The 20,518-nt window shown below is 37.2% G+C and carries 21 protein-coding genes; 15 read left to right on the forward strand and 6 right to left on the reverse strand.

Annotated features, from left to right (window positions below; all coding sequences use genetic code 11):
• Window positions 1–36 precede the first annotated feature (36 nt).
• Window positions 37–660 (forward strand): LysE family translocator, encoded by a 624-nt coding sequence (locus HCH28_RS09740; protein ID WP_221680770.1) that lies wholly within the window; start codon window positions 37–39, stop codon window positions 658–660.
• Between the two features lie 12 nt (window positions 661–672).
• Window positions 673–1,461, forward strand: coding sequence for a DUF1835 domain-containing protein (locus HCH28_RS09745; RefSeq protein ID WP_221680771.1), 789 nt, complete (start codon window positions 673–675; stop codon window positions 1,459–1,461).
• Between the two features lie 142 nt (window positions 1,462–1,603).
• Here HCH28_RS09745 and HCH28_RS09750 read toward each other — a convergent pair whose 3' ends face one another.
• On the reverse strand, window positions 1,604–2,170 hold the full coding sequence (locus HCH28_RS09750; RefSeq protein WP_221680772.1) for a DUF5412 family protein: 567 nt from the start codon (window positions 2,168–2,170) through the stop codon (window positions 1,604–1,606).
• 90 nt (window positions 2,171–2,260) lie between these two features.
• The gene (locus tag HCH28_RS09755) at window positions 2,261–3,142 is read right to left on the reverse strand and encodes a LysR family transcriptional regulator (RefSeq protein WP_048390154.1); all 882 of its coding nucleotides are present in this window, start codon (window positions 3,140–3,142) and stop codon (window positions 2,261–2,263) included.
• A 285-nt stretch (window positions 3,143–3,427) separates the two neighbouring features.
• On the opposite strand from HCH28_RS09755, the gene HCH28_RS09760 reads away from it, so the two are divergent.
• Entirely contained in the window at window positions 3,428–4,180 is a 753-nt protein-coding gene (locus tag HCH28_RS09760) for an alpha/beta hydrolase (protein WP_221680773.1), read from the forward strand.
• Between the two features lie 166 nt (window positions 4,181–4,346).
• A complete protein-coding gene (gene brnQ / locus HCH28_RS09765; protein ID WP_221680774.1) occupies window positions 4,347–5,687 on the forward strand; it encodes a branched-chain amino acid transport system II carrier protein in 1,341 nt (446 codons plus the stop codon).
• A gap of 48 nt (window positions 5,688–5,735) precedes the next feature.
• On the opposite strand, the gene HCH28_RS09770 is transcribed toward brnQ, so the two are convergent.
• Entirely contained in the window at window positions 5,736–6,494 is a 759-nt protein-coding gene (locus HCH28_RS09770) for an SDR family oxidoreductase (protein WP_048390161.1), read from the reverse strand.
• Between the two features lie 155 nt (window positions 6,495–6,649).
• Here HCH28_RS09770 and HCH28_RS09775 point away from each other — a divergent pair, with 155 nt between their 5' ends.
• On the forward strand, window positions 6,650–7,231 hold the full coding sequence (locus tag HCH28_RS09775; RefSeq protein ID WP_221680775.1) for a TetR/AcrR family transcriptional regulator: 582 nt from the start codon (window positions 6,650–6,652) through the stop codon (window positions 7,229–7,231).
• Window positions 7,232–7,395: 164 nt separating this feature from the next.
• Here the strand turns inward: HCH28_RS09775 and HCH28_RS09780 are convergent, their stop codons facing one another.
• Both HCH28_RS09780 and HCH28_RS09785 read right to left on the reverse strand, forming a co-directional pair.
• On the reverse strand, window positions 7,396–8,592 hold the full coding sequence (locus tag HCH28_RS09780) for a YhgE/Pip domain-containing protein (protein WP_221680776.1): 1,197 nt from the start codon (window positions 8,590–8,592) through the stop codon (window positions 7,396–7,398).
• Window positions 8,593–8,650: 58 nt separating this feature from the next.
• Window positions 8,651–9,238 carry a TetR/AcrR family transcriptional regulator gene (locus HCH28_RS09785; RefSeq protein WP_255601018.1) on the reverse strand — a complete coding sequence of 196 codons (588 nt, stop codon included), beginning with the start codon at window positions 9,236–9,238 and terminating at the stop codon, window positions 8,651–8,653.
• Window positions 9,239–9,390: 152 nt separating this feature from the next.
• Between HCH28_RS09785 and HCH28_RS09790 the strand changes: the two genes are divergently transcribed.
• The 10 genes from HCH28_RS09790 (at window position 9,391) to HCH28_RS09835 (ending at window position 19,113) form a co-directional block, all read left to right on the forward strand.
• Entirely contained in the window at window positions 9,391–9,705 is a 315-nt protein-coding gene (locus tag HCH28_RS09790) for a PadR family transcriptional regulator (RefSeq protein ID WP_221680778.1), read from the forward strand.
• Between the two features lies 1 nt (window position 9,706).
• A complete protein-coding gene (locus HCH28_RS09795) occupies window positions 9,707–10,243 on the forward strand; it encodes a DUF2812 domain-containing protein (RefSeq protein WP_221680779.1) in 537 nt (178 codons plus the stop codon).
• Between the two features lie 77 nt (window positions 10,244–10,320).
• Window positions 10,321–10,851, forward strand: a complete 531-nt coding sequence (locus HCH28_RS09800; RefSeq protein ID WP_221680780.1) for a DUF2812 domain-containing protein — start codon at window positions 10,321–10,323, stop codon at window positions 10,849–10,851.
• 13 nt (window positions 10,852–10,864) lie between these two features.
• Window positions 10,865–11,770, forward strand: coding sequence for an ABC transporter ATP-binding protein (locus HCH28_RS09805; RefSeq protein WP_221680781.1), 906 nt, complete (start codon window positions 10,865–10,867; stop codon window positions 11,768–11,770).
• Complete coding sequence (locus tag HCH28_RS09810) at window positions 11,754–12,998, forward strand: ABC transporter permease (protein WP_221680782.1); 1,245 nt, start codon at window positions 11,754–11,756, stop codon at window positions 12,996–12,998. Before HCH28_RS09805 ends, HCH28_RS09810 begins: the two co-directional genes overlap by 17 nt.
• A gap of 139 nt (window positions 12,999–13,137) precedes the next feature.
• On the forward strand, window positions 13,138–13,395 hold the full coding sequence (locus tag HCH28_RS09815) for a hypothetical protein (RefSeq protein ID WP_221680783.1): 258 nt from the start codon (window positions 13,138–13,140) through the stop codon (window positions 13,393–13,395).
• A gap of 67 nt (window positions 13,396–13,462) precedes the next feature.
• On the forward strand, window positions 13,463–14,632 hold the full coding sequence (locus tag HCH28_RS09820; RefSeq protein ID WP_221680784.1) for a toxic anion resistance protein: 1,170 nt from the start codon (window positions 13,463–13,465) through the stop codon (window positions 14,630–14,632).
• Between the two features lie 219 nt (window positions 14,633–14,851).
• Window positions 14,852–15,388 (forward strand): hypothetical protein, encoded by a 537-nt coding sequence (locus HCH28_RS09825; RefSeq protein ID WP_221680785.1) that lies wholly within the window; start codon window positions 14,852–14,854, stop codon window positions 15,386–15,388.
• 134 nt (window positions 15,389–15,522) lie between these two features.
• Entirely contained in the window at window positions 15,523–16,431 is a 909-nt protein-coding gene (rarD, locus tag HCH28_RS09830) for an EamA family transporter RarD (protein ID WP_221680786.1), read from the forward strand.
• Window positions 16,432–17,208: 777 nt separating this feature from the next.
• Complete coding sequence (locus HCH28_RS09835) at window positions 17,209–19,113, forward strand: endonuclease MutS2 (protein ID WP_221680787.1); 1,905 nt, start codon at window positions 17,209–17,211, stop codon at window positions 19,111–19,113.
• Window positions 19,114–19,153: 40 nt separating this feature from the next.
• On the opposite strand, the gene HCH28_RS09840 is transcribed toward HCH28_RS09835, so the two are convergent.
• Entirely contained in the window at window positions 19,154–20,407 is a 1,254-nt protein-coding gene (locus HCH28_RS09840; RefSeq protein ID WP_221680788.1) for a helix-turn-helix domain-containing protein, read from the reverse strand.
• Between the last annotated feature and the right edge of the window lie 111 nt (window positions 20,408–20,518).

Below are 20,518 nucleotides of genomic sequence, written 5' to 3' on the forward strand. Positions count from 1 at the left end.
ATAGTTTTTTAAAAGAAGTTGAAGGAAGGGAAAGTTTTGGACATTTCAACGTTATTTGCGTTTTTAGGGGCTGCGATTATTTTAACCATTATGCCAGGGCCCGATAATTTATTTGTGCTTGCCCAAAGTATTACACAAGATAAAAAAGCGGGTATTGCCACATCACTTGGATTGTGTACAGGACTACTTGTTCATATTAGTGCAGCAGTACTGGGTATTTCTGCGATAATTTATCAATCGACCATTATTTTTTCCATCGTCAAATTTGCAGGAGCAGCGTATTTATTATATCTAGCTTGGCAATCATTTCGTGCTAAAGGAGACCCTTTTACGTTGCAACAGCAAAATACGCAAGCTTATATTAAATTATATAAAAAGGGAATATTAATGAATATTTTAAATCCTAAAGTATCGTTATTTTTCCTAGCGCTGTTACCACAGTTTGTTAATCCATCGCAAGGACATGTGGCGTTTCAAATGCTTATTTTGGGTATTGTATTTTTAATACAAGCACTTGTATTATTTTCATTGTTTAGTATATTTGCAGGGAAAGTTAGACAAGTCATTATTGGTAAACCTGCGATTGCTAAACGACTAAATATGGTTCAAGGTATTCTCTTCACATTTATCGGGATACAGATTGCCATCAGCAAACAGTAGGGAGGAATGGACATGGCTATTTTACATATTACCTTTAGCTTAGCAACGCAGGGTTCTATGAAACTTGCAATTCGTCAACATCGTTTGCAGCGAAATGAATCAGTTCTAAGTGTCCATGATGATCTCTCGATTGGACCTCTTCAAAACTTTGAAGAACGTAAAACTTGGTTAACCACGCATATTTTAGATGATGATGACCAGCAATTGTATGATGAGATGTATGAAAACTGGAGGAAAAAGATCGCTAATTTACCTTGTGATGTGGATGTGTGGATTTGGTATAGTCACAACACACATGAACAAATAGGACTGCGCTATGTGATGAGTGAGTTAATTCATAAATGCAGTATGGTGTATGGTATTGATGCAACGGAGAATCTAAAGAGTATCCAGCCCAATCTAGACATTCGCCATACAGGCGAGCTTTCCTCGGAAATGCTCATGAAGCTTCGCCCTAGTGCGAAACGATTCTCTGTGCAAGAATGTCAGCAACTCGCTAAGGAATGGGAGAACATCAAAGAACAGCCAAGTACATTACGGTTATGGAAAAGTGAACTATTGCATGTAGAGGAAGATGCAATGGATGCATACATTATCGCCAGTGCAAAAAAATTGCATTTACAGCAAAATGAAGAGTGGCTAATGCCTACGCATATTTTGGCACAGATATTTGAAACATTTGTCCATTATGTAGGAAATGATTTTGTAGAGTATCGCTTACTGACCCTCGTCGAACAGGGCGTATTTGCCATGAAAGGCGATACAACGGATATTTTTTCCTATCAGGTTAAATTACTTTAATTCATTTAAGTGAATGAACAGTAAAAAATCAGGCGAGCAAAGCCTGATTTTTTATTGTTCCAAATGCTTGAAGCTGCTTGTATTAGTAGTGCTCAAAGGCAGTCGTTTCAACATAATGATTCAGCACAGTAACTTAACCGTTTTAATTTTGATAACACTTTTCATATTCATCTTTCATCAACAAACTTTGACATGCCAAGCCATTTTCATGATAAATTTCTTTATCAATATTTAATACTAGACTTCTATTTGAATTGGTATAATTAGGCTCTTTATTAACAATGGATAATTTTTCCTCGTCTAGCCATTTCATCGAGAATTGACTTTTAGCCTCTGCATAATAGACGATTTTGTTTGTGTGAGCTTTATTATTTAAAATTTCTATCCATACATGAACACCACCACTTGGACCTGCACCACCATATGGTTCATAATAAGCGTGCGCTGTATATTCTCCTGTAGGAGATAACACAGATTCGGCCACCTTTTGCGTATTTTCTTTATCTAAAGTACTAAACGTAAAAAAATATTGAATATATATAAATATTCCCAAAAACAGGACTAAACCTGTCAATAGTGCTGTTAATGTTTTTTTAGGGAAGTTTTTCTGTTTAAAAAAGAAATTTATTAATTTGATTACAAAAATGAATAATACGATCAAGGTAAATAAAAATACAAAGAAACCTAATGTATTAAGTAATAAATTCAAATTATTACCTCCCTAGTATGGTGAAACAGTGCCTTTTAGAAAATAAAGCGAGTAACAAGGACATCTAGATGATGTTGTTACTCGCTCTTTTTATTTATTGTCATAAAAATCGAAAACAAATTGTTTAAACTGACGTGCAGATGGCGATAAATAACGATTTTCTATCCAAGCCATGCCGATAATTCGTTCACATACCATATCCTCAACATGGATTTTAACGATTTTTTTGGGGTTTAAATCCTCATCATCGGGTAGTAAGGAAACGCCAAGCCCCGCACCAACAAATCCAGCGATTGTCGATACTTCATCACCTTCATAAGAAATTTTAGGCTTAATGCCCGCAGCATTTAATAAGCGATCAGCTGAGCGACGTAATGCATAGCCCTTTTTCATTAAGACAAAACTTTCATGCTCCAATTCTTTCATTTTGATGCTTTTACGATGGGCTAATGGATGGTCAATTGGGACCATTATAAAGAGCTCATCTCGCCATAATTCCTTCCAACAAACTGGCGGCTCTGTATCGATCGCAGCTAGTAGGCACAGGTCTAACTCACCTGCCAGTAATTGTTTTAACTGTGAATGGGAGTAGTTTTGTGTGAAATGAAAACGTATATGGGGATGTTTTTGACGGAAGGCACGAATCAAGTCGGGTACAATACTCGTTCCAAGTGTATGTAAAAAACCGAGTGATACATCTCCGAGTTCTGGATTATTAAGTTCCTGTAATTCTAAAACAGCCTTTTCATATTCCTTACGCATGCGCTGGACACGATATAAAAATAGCTCTCCATATCGGTTTAGCATAATCGAGCGCCCTTGTCTGTCGAAAAGCGGTACACCTAATTCTTCCTCCAGCTTTGAAATTGAACGACTAAGTGCTGGCTGTGAAATCGCTAATGCTTCGGCAGCCCGTGTCATATGCTCTAACTTTGCAACGGTTACAAAATATTCTAATTGTTGCCACTCCATTTTTTTCACCTCTTTTCTTGTGAATTTTGAGTTATCTGCATTATAACGGGAAACAGACGGGAAGTATAGGTAGCAAAAAATTTTTAAAAGGACGTTGCAATTATTTAGCAGAATGGAAAAGTTAAGTAGCAGAAAGTGTGATAGTACAGCCATTAAGTTGACATCATTCATGCATAATACACATTGATTTGATAAAAACTATAAATTGTACATTATGAATAAAGGGTGGTAAGATAGACACATAAAATACACAATTATTAATTTCCGTGAAGGGGATATCATAAAATGAAGTTAACAAAGCCACAACCTCTAACAATCGAGGGAGGCAAAAAAGCCGTACTATTACTGCATGGATTCACAGGTAGCACAAAAGATGTGAAAAAGCTAGGAGAATTTTTATCTCAACGAGGTTATACTGTGCATGCACCAATTTATAGTGGGCATGGTGTAGAACCAGAAGCATTATTAGAAACAAAACCAGAAGATTGGTGGAACGATGTAGTAGAAGGTTATAACTTCCTACAAGAGAAAGGCTATGAAGAAATCGCTGTTGTTGGGATTTCACTTGGAGGCGTCTTTTCATTAAAAGTGGCAGAGACATTCCCAGTGAAAGCATGTGTAGCGATGTGTGCACCGATTACACGTGATAATTCAAAAGGCTTATTTACACGTTTGTACCATTATGCTCGTTTATATAAACACTTTGAAAATAAATCAAAAGATCAAATTATTTCAGAATTACATGAATTACGTATTTCACCGAAGGATTCATTGGACGGCGTAACACGTTTAACAACAGAAACGCGTGAAGAATTATCAACGATCAAAGCACCAACTCTTGTGTTACAAGGCTCATTAGATGATGACCTATATCAAGAAAGCGCACCTTTTATTTTAAATACTGTGGAAACAGACGACAAAGAAATCATTTGGTATGAAAACTCTGGCCACATTATTACATTGGATAAAGAACGCGATAAAGTGTATGAAGATGTTTATAAATTTTTAGATCATATTGAATGGTCAGTTGCAAACTAAGAAGGGGCTGTCAGTAGACAGCTCTTTTTTTGTTGAATCTCACTGGATAAACGAAAAAACTATTGTAATTATAATAAATGCTTGATAACATGATGAAATTGTAGTGAAAAATCATTCGATTAAAATAATTTGCTATAGTCTAAAACTTCTAAGGAGCACATCAATTATGCAACAAAAAATACCTTTTTCAACTTACGCAGTCATTGGAACCATGTTATTTGGACTGTATTTTGGAGCAGGGAACCTAATTTTTCCTATTCAAATGGGTCAATTTGCTGGGACTAATTTTTGGTTTGGATTAATCGGATTTTTAGTGACTGCTATCGGCTTACCATTCCTCGGAATTTTGGCAATTGGCTTATCAGGTAGTAATGGTTTACGTGATCTAGCCAATCGTGTTCATCCTATATTTGGTATTATTTTTTCATTAGCACTGTACTTAACAATCGGCCCATTCTTTGCCATCCCACGTACAGCAACTGTACCTTTTGTAGTAGGGTTTGAGCCATATATTCAAGCACAACATGCAACACTGCTACTAGCTGTATTTAGCTTTATATTTTTTGCCATTGTCTACTATTTTTCTTTAAACCCAGCAAAAATAATGGATTATATCGGTAAATATTTAACACCTGCATTTTTAGTTGTTTTATTTATTTTAATTATTACAAGCATTACAAAGCCAATGGGCCATTTCCAGCAGCCAATCGGTGAATATATGGATGCTGCCTTTATGACAGGCTTTAAAGAGGGCTATAATACGATGGACGCCCTTGCCTCACTAGCCTTCGGGATTGTTGTCATTAATGCAATTAAAAGTGCGGGGATTACAGATCGTAAGGAAATTGCCAAGGCTACATGGACATCAGGTATTTTTGCAATGGCTTTAATGACGCTGATTTATGGTCTCATAACCTATATGGGCGCTTCTAGTATTAATGCTGTCGGGACTTTTGATAATGGTGGTTTAATCTTTGCGGCAGTGGCCGATCATTATTTCGGCTCATTTGGAGCTATTTTATTGGCGGTCATCATTGTGCTCGCTTGCTTAAAAACAAGTATCGGCTTAATTACATCTTGTAGTGAATTTTTCCATGAGGTATTTCCAAAAATCAGTTACAAATGGTTTGTGTTCCTGTTGTGTGCTGTATCCTTTACGATTGCAAATTTTGGTTTAAACAATATTATCAAATATGCTATTCCAGTTTTAATGTTCTTATATCCATTAGCAATCGTCTTAATCTTGCTTGCTCTAAGCTCATCCTTCTTTAAGAATAAGCAAACAGTGTATGCCATTGCGATGATTTTTACATTTTTCATTAGCCTGATTGATGGCTATAAAGCCCTGGTAGAAAGTGTGCCAGATGCGAAGTTAGGTGTATTGGATGCAGTAGAGAAATACTATTCTGCGATGCTACCTTTTTATGATATTGGCTTAGGATGGATACTGCCAGCGTTAATAGGGGCAGTAATTGGAAGCATGATTCCGTCTCGAAAAGTTATATAATGAAAGAAACACGCACAGAAAATGTCTCTGTGCGTGTTTCTTTATGAATTAGTAAGCTGTCCAGCCACCATCAACTGCAATAACTTGTCCATTCACAAAGCTAGCCTCATCCGAGCCTAGGAAGATCGCTAATTGAGCGATTTCTTCTGGCTGACCAGCCCGCGGATTGATGGATAGTCCTAGTGCTTGTCGTGCAGCTCCTGTTTGGCTCATATTTGTCATAGAAGAGGCGATATTGGTCATCACTGCTCCTGGCGCAATACCATTACAGCGAATATTTTTATCAGCATACATAAAAGCTGTATTTTTTGTTAAACCAACTACCGCATGTTTTGAAGCTGTATAAGCAGCCCCAGCCCGTGCACCATATAAGCCACCTGCAGAAATATTATTGACAAAGACACCGTGACCTTGTGCAAGGAAAATTTCGGTAGCCATACGCATAGAGCGCATAACAGCTGTTGTGTTCACTGCAAATACTTTTTCCCATCGTTCATCAGAAATTTCTCCAACTGGCTCCATACCATCCATAATACCTGCATTGTTGACTAATATATCTAATTGACCATAGTTCGTTTTTGTTTCATCAAATAAGCGTTGTAAGTCTTCTGTAGATGCGACATTGGTTTGAATGGCAAATGCTGTTCCTCCAGCCGCTTGAATACCTTCCACAACCGCTTGGGCACCCTCTAAATTTAAGTCTGAAACGGCAACCTTAGCGCCTTCTTTTGCATATCCTTCTGCAATGGCTTTCCCCATACCTGAAGCTGCACCTGTCACAATGGCTACTTTACCTTCTAATCTCATCTCAAAGACCTCCTCATAGTAATTTCTTTACTTATTGAACATCTGTTCATTAAAATCATATAATAAAAATGAAAGCGATTTCAATATGCAAAAAAACGGGATGTGTTGAGTAATCAACACATTTGGACAAACTGTTTATTAAGGAGCTGAAAAAATTGCGTACAACAGATTTACGGATTATTAAAACCAAGCAAGCTCTCCACGATGCTTTATTGACCTTGCTTAGCCAAAAGCCATTAGAGCAAATCTCCATTGCTGAAATTTGTAGAGAAGCAAAGGTCAATAGAGGAACCTTCTATTTACACTACGAGCAAAAAGAGGGGCTCTTTGAAGAATACTTTCAGGAGATAATGGAGGATTTATATCAATCCTATGAAGAACCCTATCGTGCGGTCACGACATTGAACACAAATCAATTAGATCCCAATACCATCCGTATTTTTCATCATATCGAACGCTTTAAAATGTTTTACCGTATCGTCTTTTCTAAAAATGTCCCGCTGACCTATTATTACATGCTTTTTGATGGCATTTATTCTCTGCTAAAACGAGATATTACCACACAGCACATACATCAAATGGAGGATCATATATCGATCGACTATTATAGCGCCTATCAAGCAAACGCCATCATCGGTCTCATCATTCAATGGTATCGCGGCGATTTCAGCGATAGCGTGACCATGTTAAATCAACAGCTAGCAGCTATTTTAAAGAATGTGAGAAGTGGGGGATAGAGTAAGAAGCAGTGGATAGAACGTTAGAATTGAAGGATAGAGAGAAGTAGCGGATAGAATGCCCGAATTTGAAGGATAGAAGAGAAGAAGTAGCGGATAGAACGCTCAATTTGAAGGATAGAAGAGAAGAAGTAGCGGATAACCCCTCAAAGAGAAGGTCTACATCAACTTGTAGACCTTTTCTTTTCTATTAAATCATTTGTTGGCTTAAATGTGACGATCAGCGTAGCAATGGCTAGTGTCACGAAGATGATGATGCCTAAGGAGCTACTGTTTTGCAGGAGATTATCGGTACTACCACCAAAGATGATCGTGTAGTAGCCATCTGCTCCATAAGTGGCAGGTAGCATGGCAGCGACCTGCTTGTATCCTTCAGATAGCATGGTTTTTGGAACAAGTACACCAGATGTTACTAATTGGAGTGAGAGAGCACAAATATTAAATATCATCCCCATATTCCCAAAGGCAATCACAAATACTTGGGCCAAGCTAAGGAAAGCAAGATACATTACAGATTGGAAGAGATAAATCGACAACAGGCTTTCTTGACTATCGATATTAAAAAGGTGCATCAAACCAATTGTTATGAATGGCAATGTAAAGGCTACGCCCACATTGAGTAGCTGTCGTGCGAGAAACAATTGCCATTTTGATAGGCTTGCTTGAACGAGCTGTGCTGCTTCTTGGTGTTGCATAATCATGACCATCGCTCCCACAAAGGAGGAAATGATGACCATAAATGGGACGAAGTTTGCAGCAAATCCCTTTACATCATTGGTTTTTACAATTGTACCATCGACGGGATGGTCTTTGACATTCATTACAGTCGTTTTGACAGAAGTGGTAATTTGTTGGGCAGTGTCTTGCTCGAATGGAAGCTGAGCAAATTGTTGAGCAAAGACTGCAACCGCTTGATTTTGCTGCATTGGATAAAGGGCTTGATTGATTTCTTCTGTTAATTGCTTTGCAACACCCTCCATCATATTTTTCGCTACACTTGCATTGGCTTGATTAATCGCATAAATAATTTCAGCCTCTTTCCCTGCTTGGATTTGATTTGTAAAATCGGCTGGAATCTGCATAATCATATTAATTTTTCGTTCATTTAATGCGCTCTCAGCTTTCTTCATCGAAGAATAGTCCTCCATTGCAAAGGGGATGGAGCCTTTGATGTTATGTGCTACCTGTTGCCCCATTACAGAATCTTCCACAACAATGCCAATGCTTAACTGTTCAGCTCTTTCATTGACACCATCATAGGCAGTCATCCAGATTGTAAAGAAGATTAATTGAAAGGCAATGGTTGCAACAATGCCAATATAGGTTTCGCGAACTCGTAAAAATGCTTGTAAACCTGTCATTTTTTATTCCTCCTAAAATTAAGTAAGTACTTACTTGCATTGATTGGAAAAATTTTTTCTAGGAAACGAGTCCCCTAGAAAAAATAGCAACACTAGTTTGTAAAAGTTCTTCCGTTGGTAAGTCAGACACGATTGTTCCAAGTTGAGCACGTGACATAAAATGACCAAAATTCAAAGCGATAAGCGATAATGCTGCTGCTTCAAAATCAACTTCTCTTATTTTCCCCTGACGATGCATCACTTGAAAATAGTGAATGAGCTCCTTTTTGATGAGGAGAGGGATATTGGCGATTTCCTCACTAATTTCAGGAAATTGAATAGATTCCTTAAAGCCGATCATGACAAAATCTTTTATCGACATTAAAAAATGAAAATGCTTCAATGAGAAATTTAATAAATCCTTTTCTAATTCCCACGTTACATTTTGATTGATCTCCTGCTGTAGAAGCGGATAATAAGAAAATTGCTCAATAATGGCTTTTAATAAACCACGTTTGTTGCCAAAGTGACGGAAAAGAGTTACCTCATTGACACCTGCTAATTCTGCAATGGTTTTGGTAGTTGCAGCTGTATAGCCTTTTTCACTAATCAATTGTAAAGCAGCTTCGATAATTCGTTGTGCAGTTCCTTTCGTTGTCAAAAACATACTTCCTTCCATGCAAGTAATTACTTACATCCTAGCATAGTGTACGAGGAACTGCAACACTATGAATGAGCGTTGACAATTATATCGACTGCTGATATATTTTAGTATATCGACTGACGATATATTGATGGACGATATAAAGGAGGATTTGTATGACACAGCAGCATCCGCCATTAACAGAGGGCGTTTATTATATTTTATTAGCATTATATGAGGCGAGGCATGGCTATGGCATTATGCAATTGGTGGAAGAAATGAGCAATGGAAGAGTGCGCTTAGGGGCAGGAACCATATATGGTGCGATTAAAACATTGTTGGAAAGAGGATGGATAGAGGCACTTGGTGGGGATGGCAGAAAGAAAGAGTATGTTATTACCGAAACTGGAAAAACAATGGTGGAATATGAAATTTTAAGATTAAGGGAACTTTTTGACAATGGTATCCGTATAACGAGAGGAGTTGAATAATATGCATAAATATCGATTGATGATTAATCCCTATGCAATAGAGAAGTGGGTCAATGACATGGCTAGTCAGGGCTGGTACTTGAAAAAATTTACATGTATTCGCTTTACGTTTGAGCGTGGAGAACCAAATAACTATGTTTATCGCCATGATGAATTAGAGCGATTCGGTACGCACTATGAAGAGGAATATCTCGAATTTCTTAAAACCTCTGGTATTGAGCAAGTAGACCGTTCTGGTAATTTTGTATTTTTTAGAAAAGCAGCACGGGAAGGTCCATTTGAGCTGTATACAGATAAAAAAACGAAAATTGGTAACCTGTCAAAAAAGATGATGCTCTTACTTTCTCTTATTCTACTTAATTTGTTCATTGGACTGATCGGTTTAATTGGCGATTTTTCGGAGCAAACAACAGACTGGGTTGGTTTCACGTTAAATACGCTGAATTTTGTGGTTGTAGCATTATTTGCCCTCCCATTCTATAAGCTTATGCGTATGCGCAATCGATTAAAGAGAGAATTAAATGTATTTTCAGATTAACGAAGCGTCTATTATTTTCCGGGAAATCAGAAAATAATGAAAAAGGAAGCATGATTTTATAGTAGGGGTGATGCAAAATGAAAAAAAGAATGTATCGTTTTTTTATTGATTACGAAAAGGAAGAACGATGGGTCAATGACATGGCAGATCGGGGGTGGAATCTTAAAAAGACAGTGGTAGGCTACTTTGTTTTTGAAAAAGGGACACCAGGTCAATATATTTATCGAAATGAATTTGTTAATAGAAAGTCGAAGGATTATTTTGAATTTTTAGATGAAATGAATATCGAGTGTGTGTCTAAGTTTGGTGGGTGGGCCTATTATCGAAAACCAAAATCGGAGGGGCCTTTTGAGATATTTTCAGATGCTTCCTCGAAAATAAACTATATTAAATCCATGAATCGCATATTTATATTTGTGTTACTGTTAAATTTAATCATTGGTATTTACAATCTATCGCTAGGTTTACAGGAATTCGCTGCAGGACCTATGAACACAAGCGTGGGGTGCATAAATTTGATTGTAGCCTTACTGCTATTCATTCCTATAGTGAAAAATGGAAATCGTAAAAAGGGCTTGAAACAAAACTTACATATATTTGAAGGATAAGGAGGATGACAACATGACGTTACAGTTACAGCATGTTACAAAGAAGTATAAGGATTTTACAGCTGTGGATGATTTGAATTTTACCATTGAAAAGGGTGAAATTTTCGGTCTAATTGGTCAAAATGGTGCAGGGAAAACGACGACATTCCGAATGATTTTAGATTTACAGGAGACGACGGAGGGGACAATTACTTGGGATGGTAAGCCAGTTAATGCCATTAACCGAGATGTCCTTGGTTATTTACCAGAGGAGCGTGGTATCTTCCCAACAATGAAGGTAGAGGAGCAGCTTTACTTTTTTTGTGAGCTACGAGGTATGAAGCGAGCAGAGCTGAAAAAGGAAATAGATTTTTGGATTCAACGTTTTGAATTGGAAGAAAAACGTAAAGATAAGGCAGAAACATTGTCAAAAGGGAATCAGCAAAAGGTACAGCTAATTGCAAGTTTTATCCATAAACCTGCGTTTTTAATTTTAGATGAGCCGTTCAGTGGGCTAGATCCCGTCAACAAAGATTTACTAAAGGATGCTATTTTACTATTGAAAGAGCAAGGCACGACGATTTTGTTCTCCAGTCACCAAATGGATAATGTCGAGGAGCTTTGTGATCATTTGTGTTTATTAAAACGAGGTGTTTCTTTATTTTCTGGAAGCTTACTAGATTTAAAGAAACAATATGGTAAAACAAAGCTTGCAGTTCGTACGGATTGGTCAACAACACAATTATTGGCACTTGAGGGTGTCAAGGATGTGCGTGTAGAGAAGGAGCAAACAGTGCTTACATTAGTAGACGAAAGCTTTGCTCAAGGTATCTTTGAGCAGCTATCCAATGGGAAGTATATTGAAAAATTCAGCTTAGATTATTTATCATTAGATGAAATCTTTAAAGATAAGGTAGGTGGCCATGTTGTCGAAGTTTAGTTTATTAATGAAGCAATTATATAAAGCTAAAATTAAATCAAAATCCTTTATCTTAATGACTTGTTTATATGTCCTTGTCATGTCAGTGGCTGTCTTCTGGTCAGAAATTAAGGAACTATTCACAGGTGATGATGAAGCACAGCAAATCGCGATTATTAATGAAACCTCTGCTGATCTAAGTGGTATATTTGTCTCGAATGGAGATATGAACTTTATTCAGGATGAGCAAGATGTATCGACCCTTGAAAAAAGAGTAAAGGACGGCAAGCTGGATGCGATTGTGACGATTAACGATCAAAATGGTCAATTACATGCGGAAATTGCTACGTTCACACCACTGAAATTAAACGATCAATCTACATTATCATCCTTATTACAATATGCAGGACAGCACTTTGCCGTACAACAATTATCACTTTCATCTGAGCAAGCGGCACAAATTATGGCAGCTCAAACAACAATTTCAACGAAAAACTTAAATGAGGAATCAGCCGGTGGAAAAAGTGAAGAAGAAAAGCAATCAGGGCTAGTAGTTTCCTATGCGGTAGGGATTTTAATCTATTTCTTCATTTCTACATTCCTATCGATGATTACGACTGAAATAGCTTCTGAAAAAGGCTCACGCGCAATGGAAATGCTTTTAGTTAGTGTCAAACCTGGGACACATTTTAAAGCAAAAATTGCTGGAGTATTATTGCTTGCTTTAACACAGATGGGCATTATTGCGATCGTGTTCCTTATCTATGCGAAGTTTATCAAAGGTGGGATGGTTTGGGATGCAGCTGCTAGCATTGTCAAGGAATTGTCCATTGGCTATGTCGTCTATGCTATCGTATTCCTACTGTTAACAGTTATCCTGTATCTTATCATCGGTGCATTATTTGGCTCTTTAGTATCGAAAGTAGAAGAGGCAGGTCAAGTATTAATGCCTGCGATGATTATTACGATCATTGGCTTCTATGTTATGCTGACAGGCATGGGGAATCCAGATACAATTATTATTAAAATATTCTCTTATATCCCACTAACTTCTGGCATGATCATGCCAATGCGTATTGGCGCTACAGATATCGGTGGCATTGTACCATTACTTTCATTAGGAATTTTAATCGTAACGATTGTTGTCGTATACCTATTTAGTTTATCGTTCTATAAACGTAGTGTATTGACATATAGCTCTGGCGGCGTCATTCAAAAAATTAAAACGGTATTAAAGGTAACAACATAATATATTGGCAGCTACATGGATAATGTAGCTGCTTTTTTGGTGTCATGGTGCCATTGCTAGCAAACAATGTAAAGGAATTTGCGGAATCAGTCGAATTTTGGATAGAAAGAAGCTATAATTTATAAAAGGGGATGAGATGATGTTAGCTAAATCAGAGGTGGAAGCAGTCCTGAACCGATCATCAAATCAGCGTTTAGCAACAAGCGAAGAAAAAGTGCAGCTCTTTCAAAAGTTTCAACAGCTGTACCCTAATAGTAAAGAAATAGAAGAAATTCTTCACTATTGCACTGAAGGGGAAATTTTTATTAATAGTGCTCACCCTAACCAATATAGTTTGCAATATAAGCTACACCAGAATGGCTATTGTATAGCAGATTCGTATTTTTTCATCCTATAGAAAATGAAACTTTTTTACATGGTAATCGTAAGTAATTAGTAGAGATAAATTGCAGGGGGTAAAACATATGTCTGAATTCAACAATGATCTTTTAAAATCCAAGGACCCATTCGCTTCAGAAAATCCTTTATTACAGCCAAAACCACTTTTACAGCAGGCAACTGAGCAAAAGCCAGTACTTGTATCAGAGCAAGAGCTATCACAAATCGCTCAAAATCAGCTAATGTTAAAGCAAGATCCAGAGGTTCATACACTTGCACAAAAAATTGATGTCAAAGATCAAATTGCCATGCTAGAGCTTGGTAAAGAAACAGCAAGTGGCATTTCAACTTTTTCCGATAAAATGCTCGCAACGATGAAAGCTAGTAAGCTGGAAGAATCGAGTGTGTTATTAAATAACCTGAATAAAATTATGGATAAATTCGATCCACAGGACTTTGCGGAAGAGAAAAAGGGCGGTTTCATCTCCAAGCTCTTTAACAAAGGAAAAGAGCAATTGGAAAGGTTCTTATCTAAATATGACAGCATGAATAAAGAAGTGGATGTCATTTACCGTGAAATCCAAAAATATGAAGGGGAAATGAAGCGTAATACCATTGACCTGGAAAATTTGTATGACCAAAACCTAAACTACTTCCAATCATTAAGTAAATTTGTTGCAGCTATTGAAGTGAAAACAGAAGAGGTTCGTGCGTCTTTACCAGCACTTGAACAAAAGGCTCAAAGTGGTGATCAATTGGCCGCTATGGAATATGAAACAATGCTTCGCGCTGTAGAATTATTAGAGCAACGTCGCTACGATTTAGAAATGGCGCAACAAGTATCATTCCAATCAGCTCCACAAATTCGCTTAATGCAGCAAGGGAACAATCATCTAATTGCCAAGATTAATTCTGCCTTTGTCACAACGATTCCGATCTTTAAGCAGGGGTTAATTCACGCAGTGACATTGAAGCGTCAAAAGTTGATTTCTGATTCTATGGTGGAACTAGATCGCCGTACGAATGAAATGCTTGTCCGTAATGCTGAAAATATTAGTAAGAACAGTGTGAATATCGCTCGTCAAGCTGGTAGCCCAAGCATTAAAATTGAAACCATTGAAACAACATGGCAAACAATTATGGCTGGTATTCAAGAAACGAAGCAAATTCAAGCAGAAACAGCAAGAAACCGTGAAGAAGGTCGTAAACGTATTGAGCGTTTGCAATTGGAATATGAGAAACTGAAAAAAATGTAAGGCTAAAGCTTCTTGCAGCTATTGTTGCAAGAGGCTTTTTTTATGGAAAGGGTAGGCAGATAGAGGCTCCTTCCACACAAGGGAAATGATCTTTGACAAAAAGCAAAATAGTGATTATGATAATATTAAATGAGAATGATTATCAAGTGGAAAAGGAAGCGGAAAGATGCACAAAGGTATTCGATTACATGTAATTATTCGTGGAGGAGTGAAAAATAAATGGCAAATAAAATAAATCCCTCTACATTGTCGTATGAGCCTTTTAAAGATGGAACGCTAGCTCTATACACGACAGATAGCTTAATGATTGTACCGCAAAATCGCTATCTAGAACTTTTGCATATGGAAGAGTTATATAATGCTATGTATAAAGATTTAGATAACAAGCAAAATGGTATAGAACGAGAACGAAAAATGCTAAAAAAACAAAATGCACAGCTAACAGAGGATCTACAAAAGTTAAAGCAGCAAAACACGGTTTTGCAGAAAAAGGTCACTGAATATAATTGTGTGGTGGAGGAGATGAAGGTGCTCCGTCAACAAAATACAGATCTTCTCATTGAACTAAGTAAATATACAGCGATGTCAAGAGAGTCATTGACAGGGCCCTTGAAGTCGATGATTCGAGATATGCGTGAGCAAGGGGTTGGAATTAAAGAAATCCATATTCGCATCAAGCGCCAAATCAATCCAGAGATTAGCTATAGTACTGTACGCAAGTATATTTCTGAGCTAGAGTCGGAACAGAAAGGTTAACAGCTTTTAAAAGGAACTAGAAATTTGGCATTTACAGCAGCTACTCAAAGTCCTATAATGAGTCTATTCTTTAACTAGTTTAAGATTATAGGAAATCGTTAACCGATTTCAGTAAGAGTAGGAGCGTTAATATCATGTCAAATGAGAAAAAAGGAGTTTTGGCTGCCTTTTTTGCCTATGCCTTTTGGGGAGCATTCCCTCTATATTGGAAATTACTTGAGCATGTACCAAGTATGGAGATTTTATTATCCCGTGTCATTTGGTCCTTTGTCTTTACGGTGCTGGCAGTGATCGTATTTAGAATGCGTCAGGATCTCATAGCAGATTTAAAATATTTATGGTCACATCAAAAGCATTTCTGGCAGCTTGCAGGTGCGTCCTTTGTCATTTCAATGAACTGGTATTTATATATTTGGGCAGTGACGCATAATCATCTCATTGAAACGAGCTTAGGCTATTACATTAATCCGCTTTTGTCTGTAATTTTTGGGGTGATTTTCTTTAAAGAATCGCTGAGTCGTGCACAATGGGTAGCGACAGGGATTGCATTTATTGCGGTGATTATTTTAACAATCAATTACGGCTCAGTACCTTGGGTAGCTTTATTGATTGCGCTATCTTTCGCTATTTATGGTGTGCTAAAAAAGAAAATTACACTGGATGCTACAAGAGGGCTAGCCATTGAAACGTTATTGATTTTACCCTTTGCATTAGGCTATTATGTCTATCTTTTCGCTACACATCAAGCCTCGTTTTTACATGTCGATGTTAAAACAGATATTTTGATGATCTTTAGTGGTTTAGTAACAGCCGTCCCGCTTATTTTATTTGCGAAGGGAGCACAAAATATTCCTTTATATTTACTAGGATTTATCCAATATGTATCGCCAACTATTGTCTTGATTTTAGGCATCGTGCTTTACAAAGAGCCATTTAGTCAAGTTGAGCTCCTTGCATTCAGCATTATTTGGGCAGCTTTACTTTTATTCTCTGGTTCGAAAATTATAGAAACAAGAAAAGCCCATCATAAATTAGTTTCGTAAAAGACTTGTAGATTTTTCTACAGGTCTTTTTTATGTAACTTTTACCACTTCGCTTTGTAATGCACAAAACTTTTTTATTCCTTATCGGATTGGGCTACTGAATTGCCTGCTATTTTGTTTAATCGTATCTTAAAGATCGATAAAATTCATCCACTAATATGGTAAAAAATATAACTATTAAAATCGCTAGAGCGAATGGGAGAACGATTACGATGGCTGCTGAATTTTTCAGTTCATGCTTTTGCCTTCTAAAGAAAAGCCAATTAATAATGGTAGCCATTATAAGTGCACTGAGCAGGATGAGGCTAACAATAGAGTCTTTTTTGATAGATTTGACAAAAATAGGAGAAACCTTTTGAAGGTAGGTACCTTTACTTTCCTGTTAGCATATAGTAAAATGTCAATAATTAGATAACAATGATCAATTAATGAGAGGTGCTTTTTGTGAGTGCGGTAGGTTCTAACTAGGTAAAAATTGAATGAAATAGTGGCGATGACGACAGCAGGGGATACATGTTATGAACACCCCTTATTTTGTCATGGACCTATTTCAACAACCTATGTAGATACCTACAATACTTTATTAAGCGTGGCATATAGGATGAAACTTCAATTAGCTGAAGTTTTATTTGTGATGCCAGGAAAACGCGCCTTTTAAAGATAGAGCTGTGGGGATTCCTCGCAGCTTTTTTATGTTGTTTAAACCATCATTGCTATCTATTTATTGGGTAGGTATCTTCATGTATGATAAAACATAACAATGAGGAGCAAAAAGAAATGAATAATACTACACTTGAAAAATTACAATATCATGAATTAAAGGACATCGTTAAATCCTACTGTGTCAGCGGGTTAGGAAAACAGCTTTTAGATAAATTAATGCCCAGCTCAAACTTAGCAGTGGTAAAAAATCGGTTGAATGAAACAACAGAAGCTCGTGCAATATTGGATGCAGAGGGGCATGTTCCGTTTTTAGGGGTATCAAATATTGAGCATATCATGACGAAGCTTGAGAAGGGGATGCTTCTAGATCCCAGTGAGCTAGTGAGTATCTCCGATTTTTTACGGGGCTGCCGCAACATCAAAAAATTTATGTTAGATAAGACATTTTTTGCGCCTGTTCTTTCCTCTTACGCTCATTCTATGGCTGAATTTAAAAGCGTGGAGGAGGAGATTAATTTTGCGATCAAAGCCAATCGTGTAGATTCGGCTGCTAGTCGTGAATTAAAACGCATCCGACATCATATGGAAACGACAGAGGAAAAAATTAAAGAACGTTTAACGAAATTTTTAAATAACAGTGCCAATAAACCGTATATTCAGGAATTTTTTATTAGTCAAAAGGATGATCGCTATACGATTCCGATTAAGGCGACCTATAAAAATCATGTACAGGGAACGGTCGTTGAAATTTCCTCAAAAGGGGCAACCGTTTTTATGGAGCCAAGTGTTATCGCTAAATTAAATGTAGAATTAGCTACCTTAAAGGCTGAGGAAGCCGTAGAGGAATATCAGATTTTAGCGTCTTTATCAGGGCTACTGATGGAACATCTTCATGCAATCACCATTAACATGGAGTTAATCAGTCAGTACGATATGGTTTTTGCCAAAGCGAAGTTCAGTAGACAAATTGGTGGTAGGGAGCCGCGTATAAATGATTACGGTTATATTCAGCTGATCAATGGTAAGCATCCATTACTACCAGGAAATGCGGTACCCCTTCAATTTTCCATTGCAAAAGACTACCGTAGCTTAATTATTACAGGTCCAAACGCTGGTGGGAAAACAGTTGTGTTGAAAACCATTGGCCTTTTAACATTAGCTACGATGTCGGGCTTCCATATTGTAGCGGACGAAGGAACGGAAATGGCTGTATTTGATCATATATTTGTTGATATTGGCGATAATCAAAGTATAGAGAATGCACTTAGTACGTTTTCTTCTCATATGAAAAATCTTTCAGATATTATGAGAGCTGCTAATAATCATACACTCTTACTGTTTGATGAAATTGGCAGTGGAACAGAACCAAATGAAGGAGCTGCACTAGCCATTGCGATATTAGAAGAATTTTATCAAATGGGCTGTATAACTGTGGCAACTACACATTATGGTGAAATTAAACGATTTTCTGAAATGCATCCTGATTTTATGAATGCGGCAATGCGCTTCCATGCTGAAACATTAGAGCCTTTGTACCAATTACTCATCGGCACCTCTGGAGAAAGCAATGCCTTATGGATTTCTAAAAAAATGAATGTCCGCGAAACTGTTTTACAAAGAGCAAAGGATTATATAAATAATAAAGAATATCAGCTGACGCTCGTTCAGGATAGTAAAATTCGAAAGCCTAAAGAAGAGAAAAAAAGCTTGGCAGCAGCGTATACATTTGCCAAAGGGGATCGTGTGAAATTATTGGACTATGATGATGTGGGATTGGTATATGAAGAAATGAATCCGTACAATAATGTCAGCGTATTCTATCAGGGGCAAATACTAGAGGTGAATGTAAAGCGGCTTGCCCTTGAATTACCTGCAACAGAGTTATACCCTGAAGGATATGATTTAGAGACATTATTTGTAGACTATCAGGATCGGAAGCTTCAGCATGATATCGAACGTGGTTCGAAAAAAGCGTTACGCAAGATCCATAAACAAATAAAGAGTGATCGTCAGCAATAAAAACAAGGGATTGCACAGCCTCGTGCAATCCCTTTACTAATTAAGTTATGGAATCAATCTGTGCCTTAATTGTTCGATAGACTTCCTCAATTTTTCGTTTATAGGGCAAATCCACTAAATCCAGTGAATCTGTATAGGCCATTTTTGCAATTTCATAGGCTGTTGTTAGCTCACCAAAATGGGCATAGCAAAGGGCTTTATAGGAAAAGCATTCATTCAAGCTTAAAATATCATATGGATGACTAATATAGATCGGTCTGTGTTTATATTGTTCGAATGCAGCCTTCGCCTCCTCATATTGTCCAAGTAAATATAAGGATTTTCCTTTTTCAGCATAATAAAAATTTGGATCTAGCTTGTCTAAATACTCATCGTGTCTAAGCTGATAAAAACGTTCTATTTCGATCAGAGCCTGCTCATAATTATAGCTGTAATTATTATAATAATGTGCCTTCAATACAAAGATAAAAGCATCAACCTCAACACGTTCAGCAAATGCCTGATATTGCTCCAGTTTCATAAACATATGATTGGTTTGTTCAAAATCACGATCAATCATGGCACAATAGGCACCAATTCTGTACATATTATCAATCTGATAGAACAGTTGGTTTTTATGAGCATTGGCAATCGTCTCTTGAATTAGTTTTTTCCCTTCCTCATGCTCACCAATTGCAAGTTGGAAAATACTTGTATAATAAGTCATTAATAAGGCATCACGAGAATCGAGCTGATAGTCCTCTTGTTCGATAATTTCCTTTGCCTGTAGGATACGATCGTAAGCTAATGTATATTGACGTTTTGCTGCTAAAATAGCCATCTCTAGGATAAAGGTTTTGAACCAATGACTGAGTAAATTAATCTCCTTAAAAATAGTGCGGGCTTGCTGAAGCGGGGCTTCCCATGTTGTTAATCCAGCTTCATACTGGGCATCTGCGTAAATATACAATAAACGGCCAGCTTCATAGCTTTGAGGCAGGCTCTCCACAGACGGCTTAATTAAATCGACAATTTCTTGATGATGATCAGCATCACCACGTTTTACTTCTGCAAATAAACTTTCAACCTGCTCTAATAGCTGGCGAATGGAGGATGGGGTTACTTCTTCCAGTAATGCACTAGCTTTTACACCTAAACGTTCAGCAATATAGTCAAGGCTTTCCATGGAAGGCTTGGCCTTATCATTTTCTATTTGGCTTAACATTCCTTTAGTTAGACGATCACCGGCAAGTGCCTCTAATGTTAATTTTTGATCTTTCCTTAATTTGCGAATTCGTGTGCCTAAAGAGTCCACTGCCTCGCCTCCTTTTGTTTAATTATATTAAACTTTTGCTTGCGTGAAAAGAGGGAGTTATGGTATATTTTGTTTAACCTAATTAAACTTTTTAATTTAGTTAAATAATGG

This window comes from Lysinibacillus sp. K60, assembly GCF_019731275.1.
In the GTDB taxonomy this organism is placed as follows: domain Bacteria; phylum Bacillota; class Bacilli; order Bacillales_A; family Planococcaceae; genus Lysinibacillus; species Lysinibacillus capsici.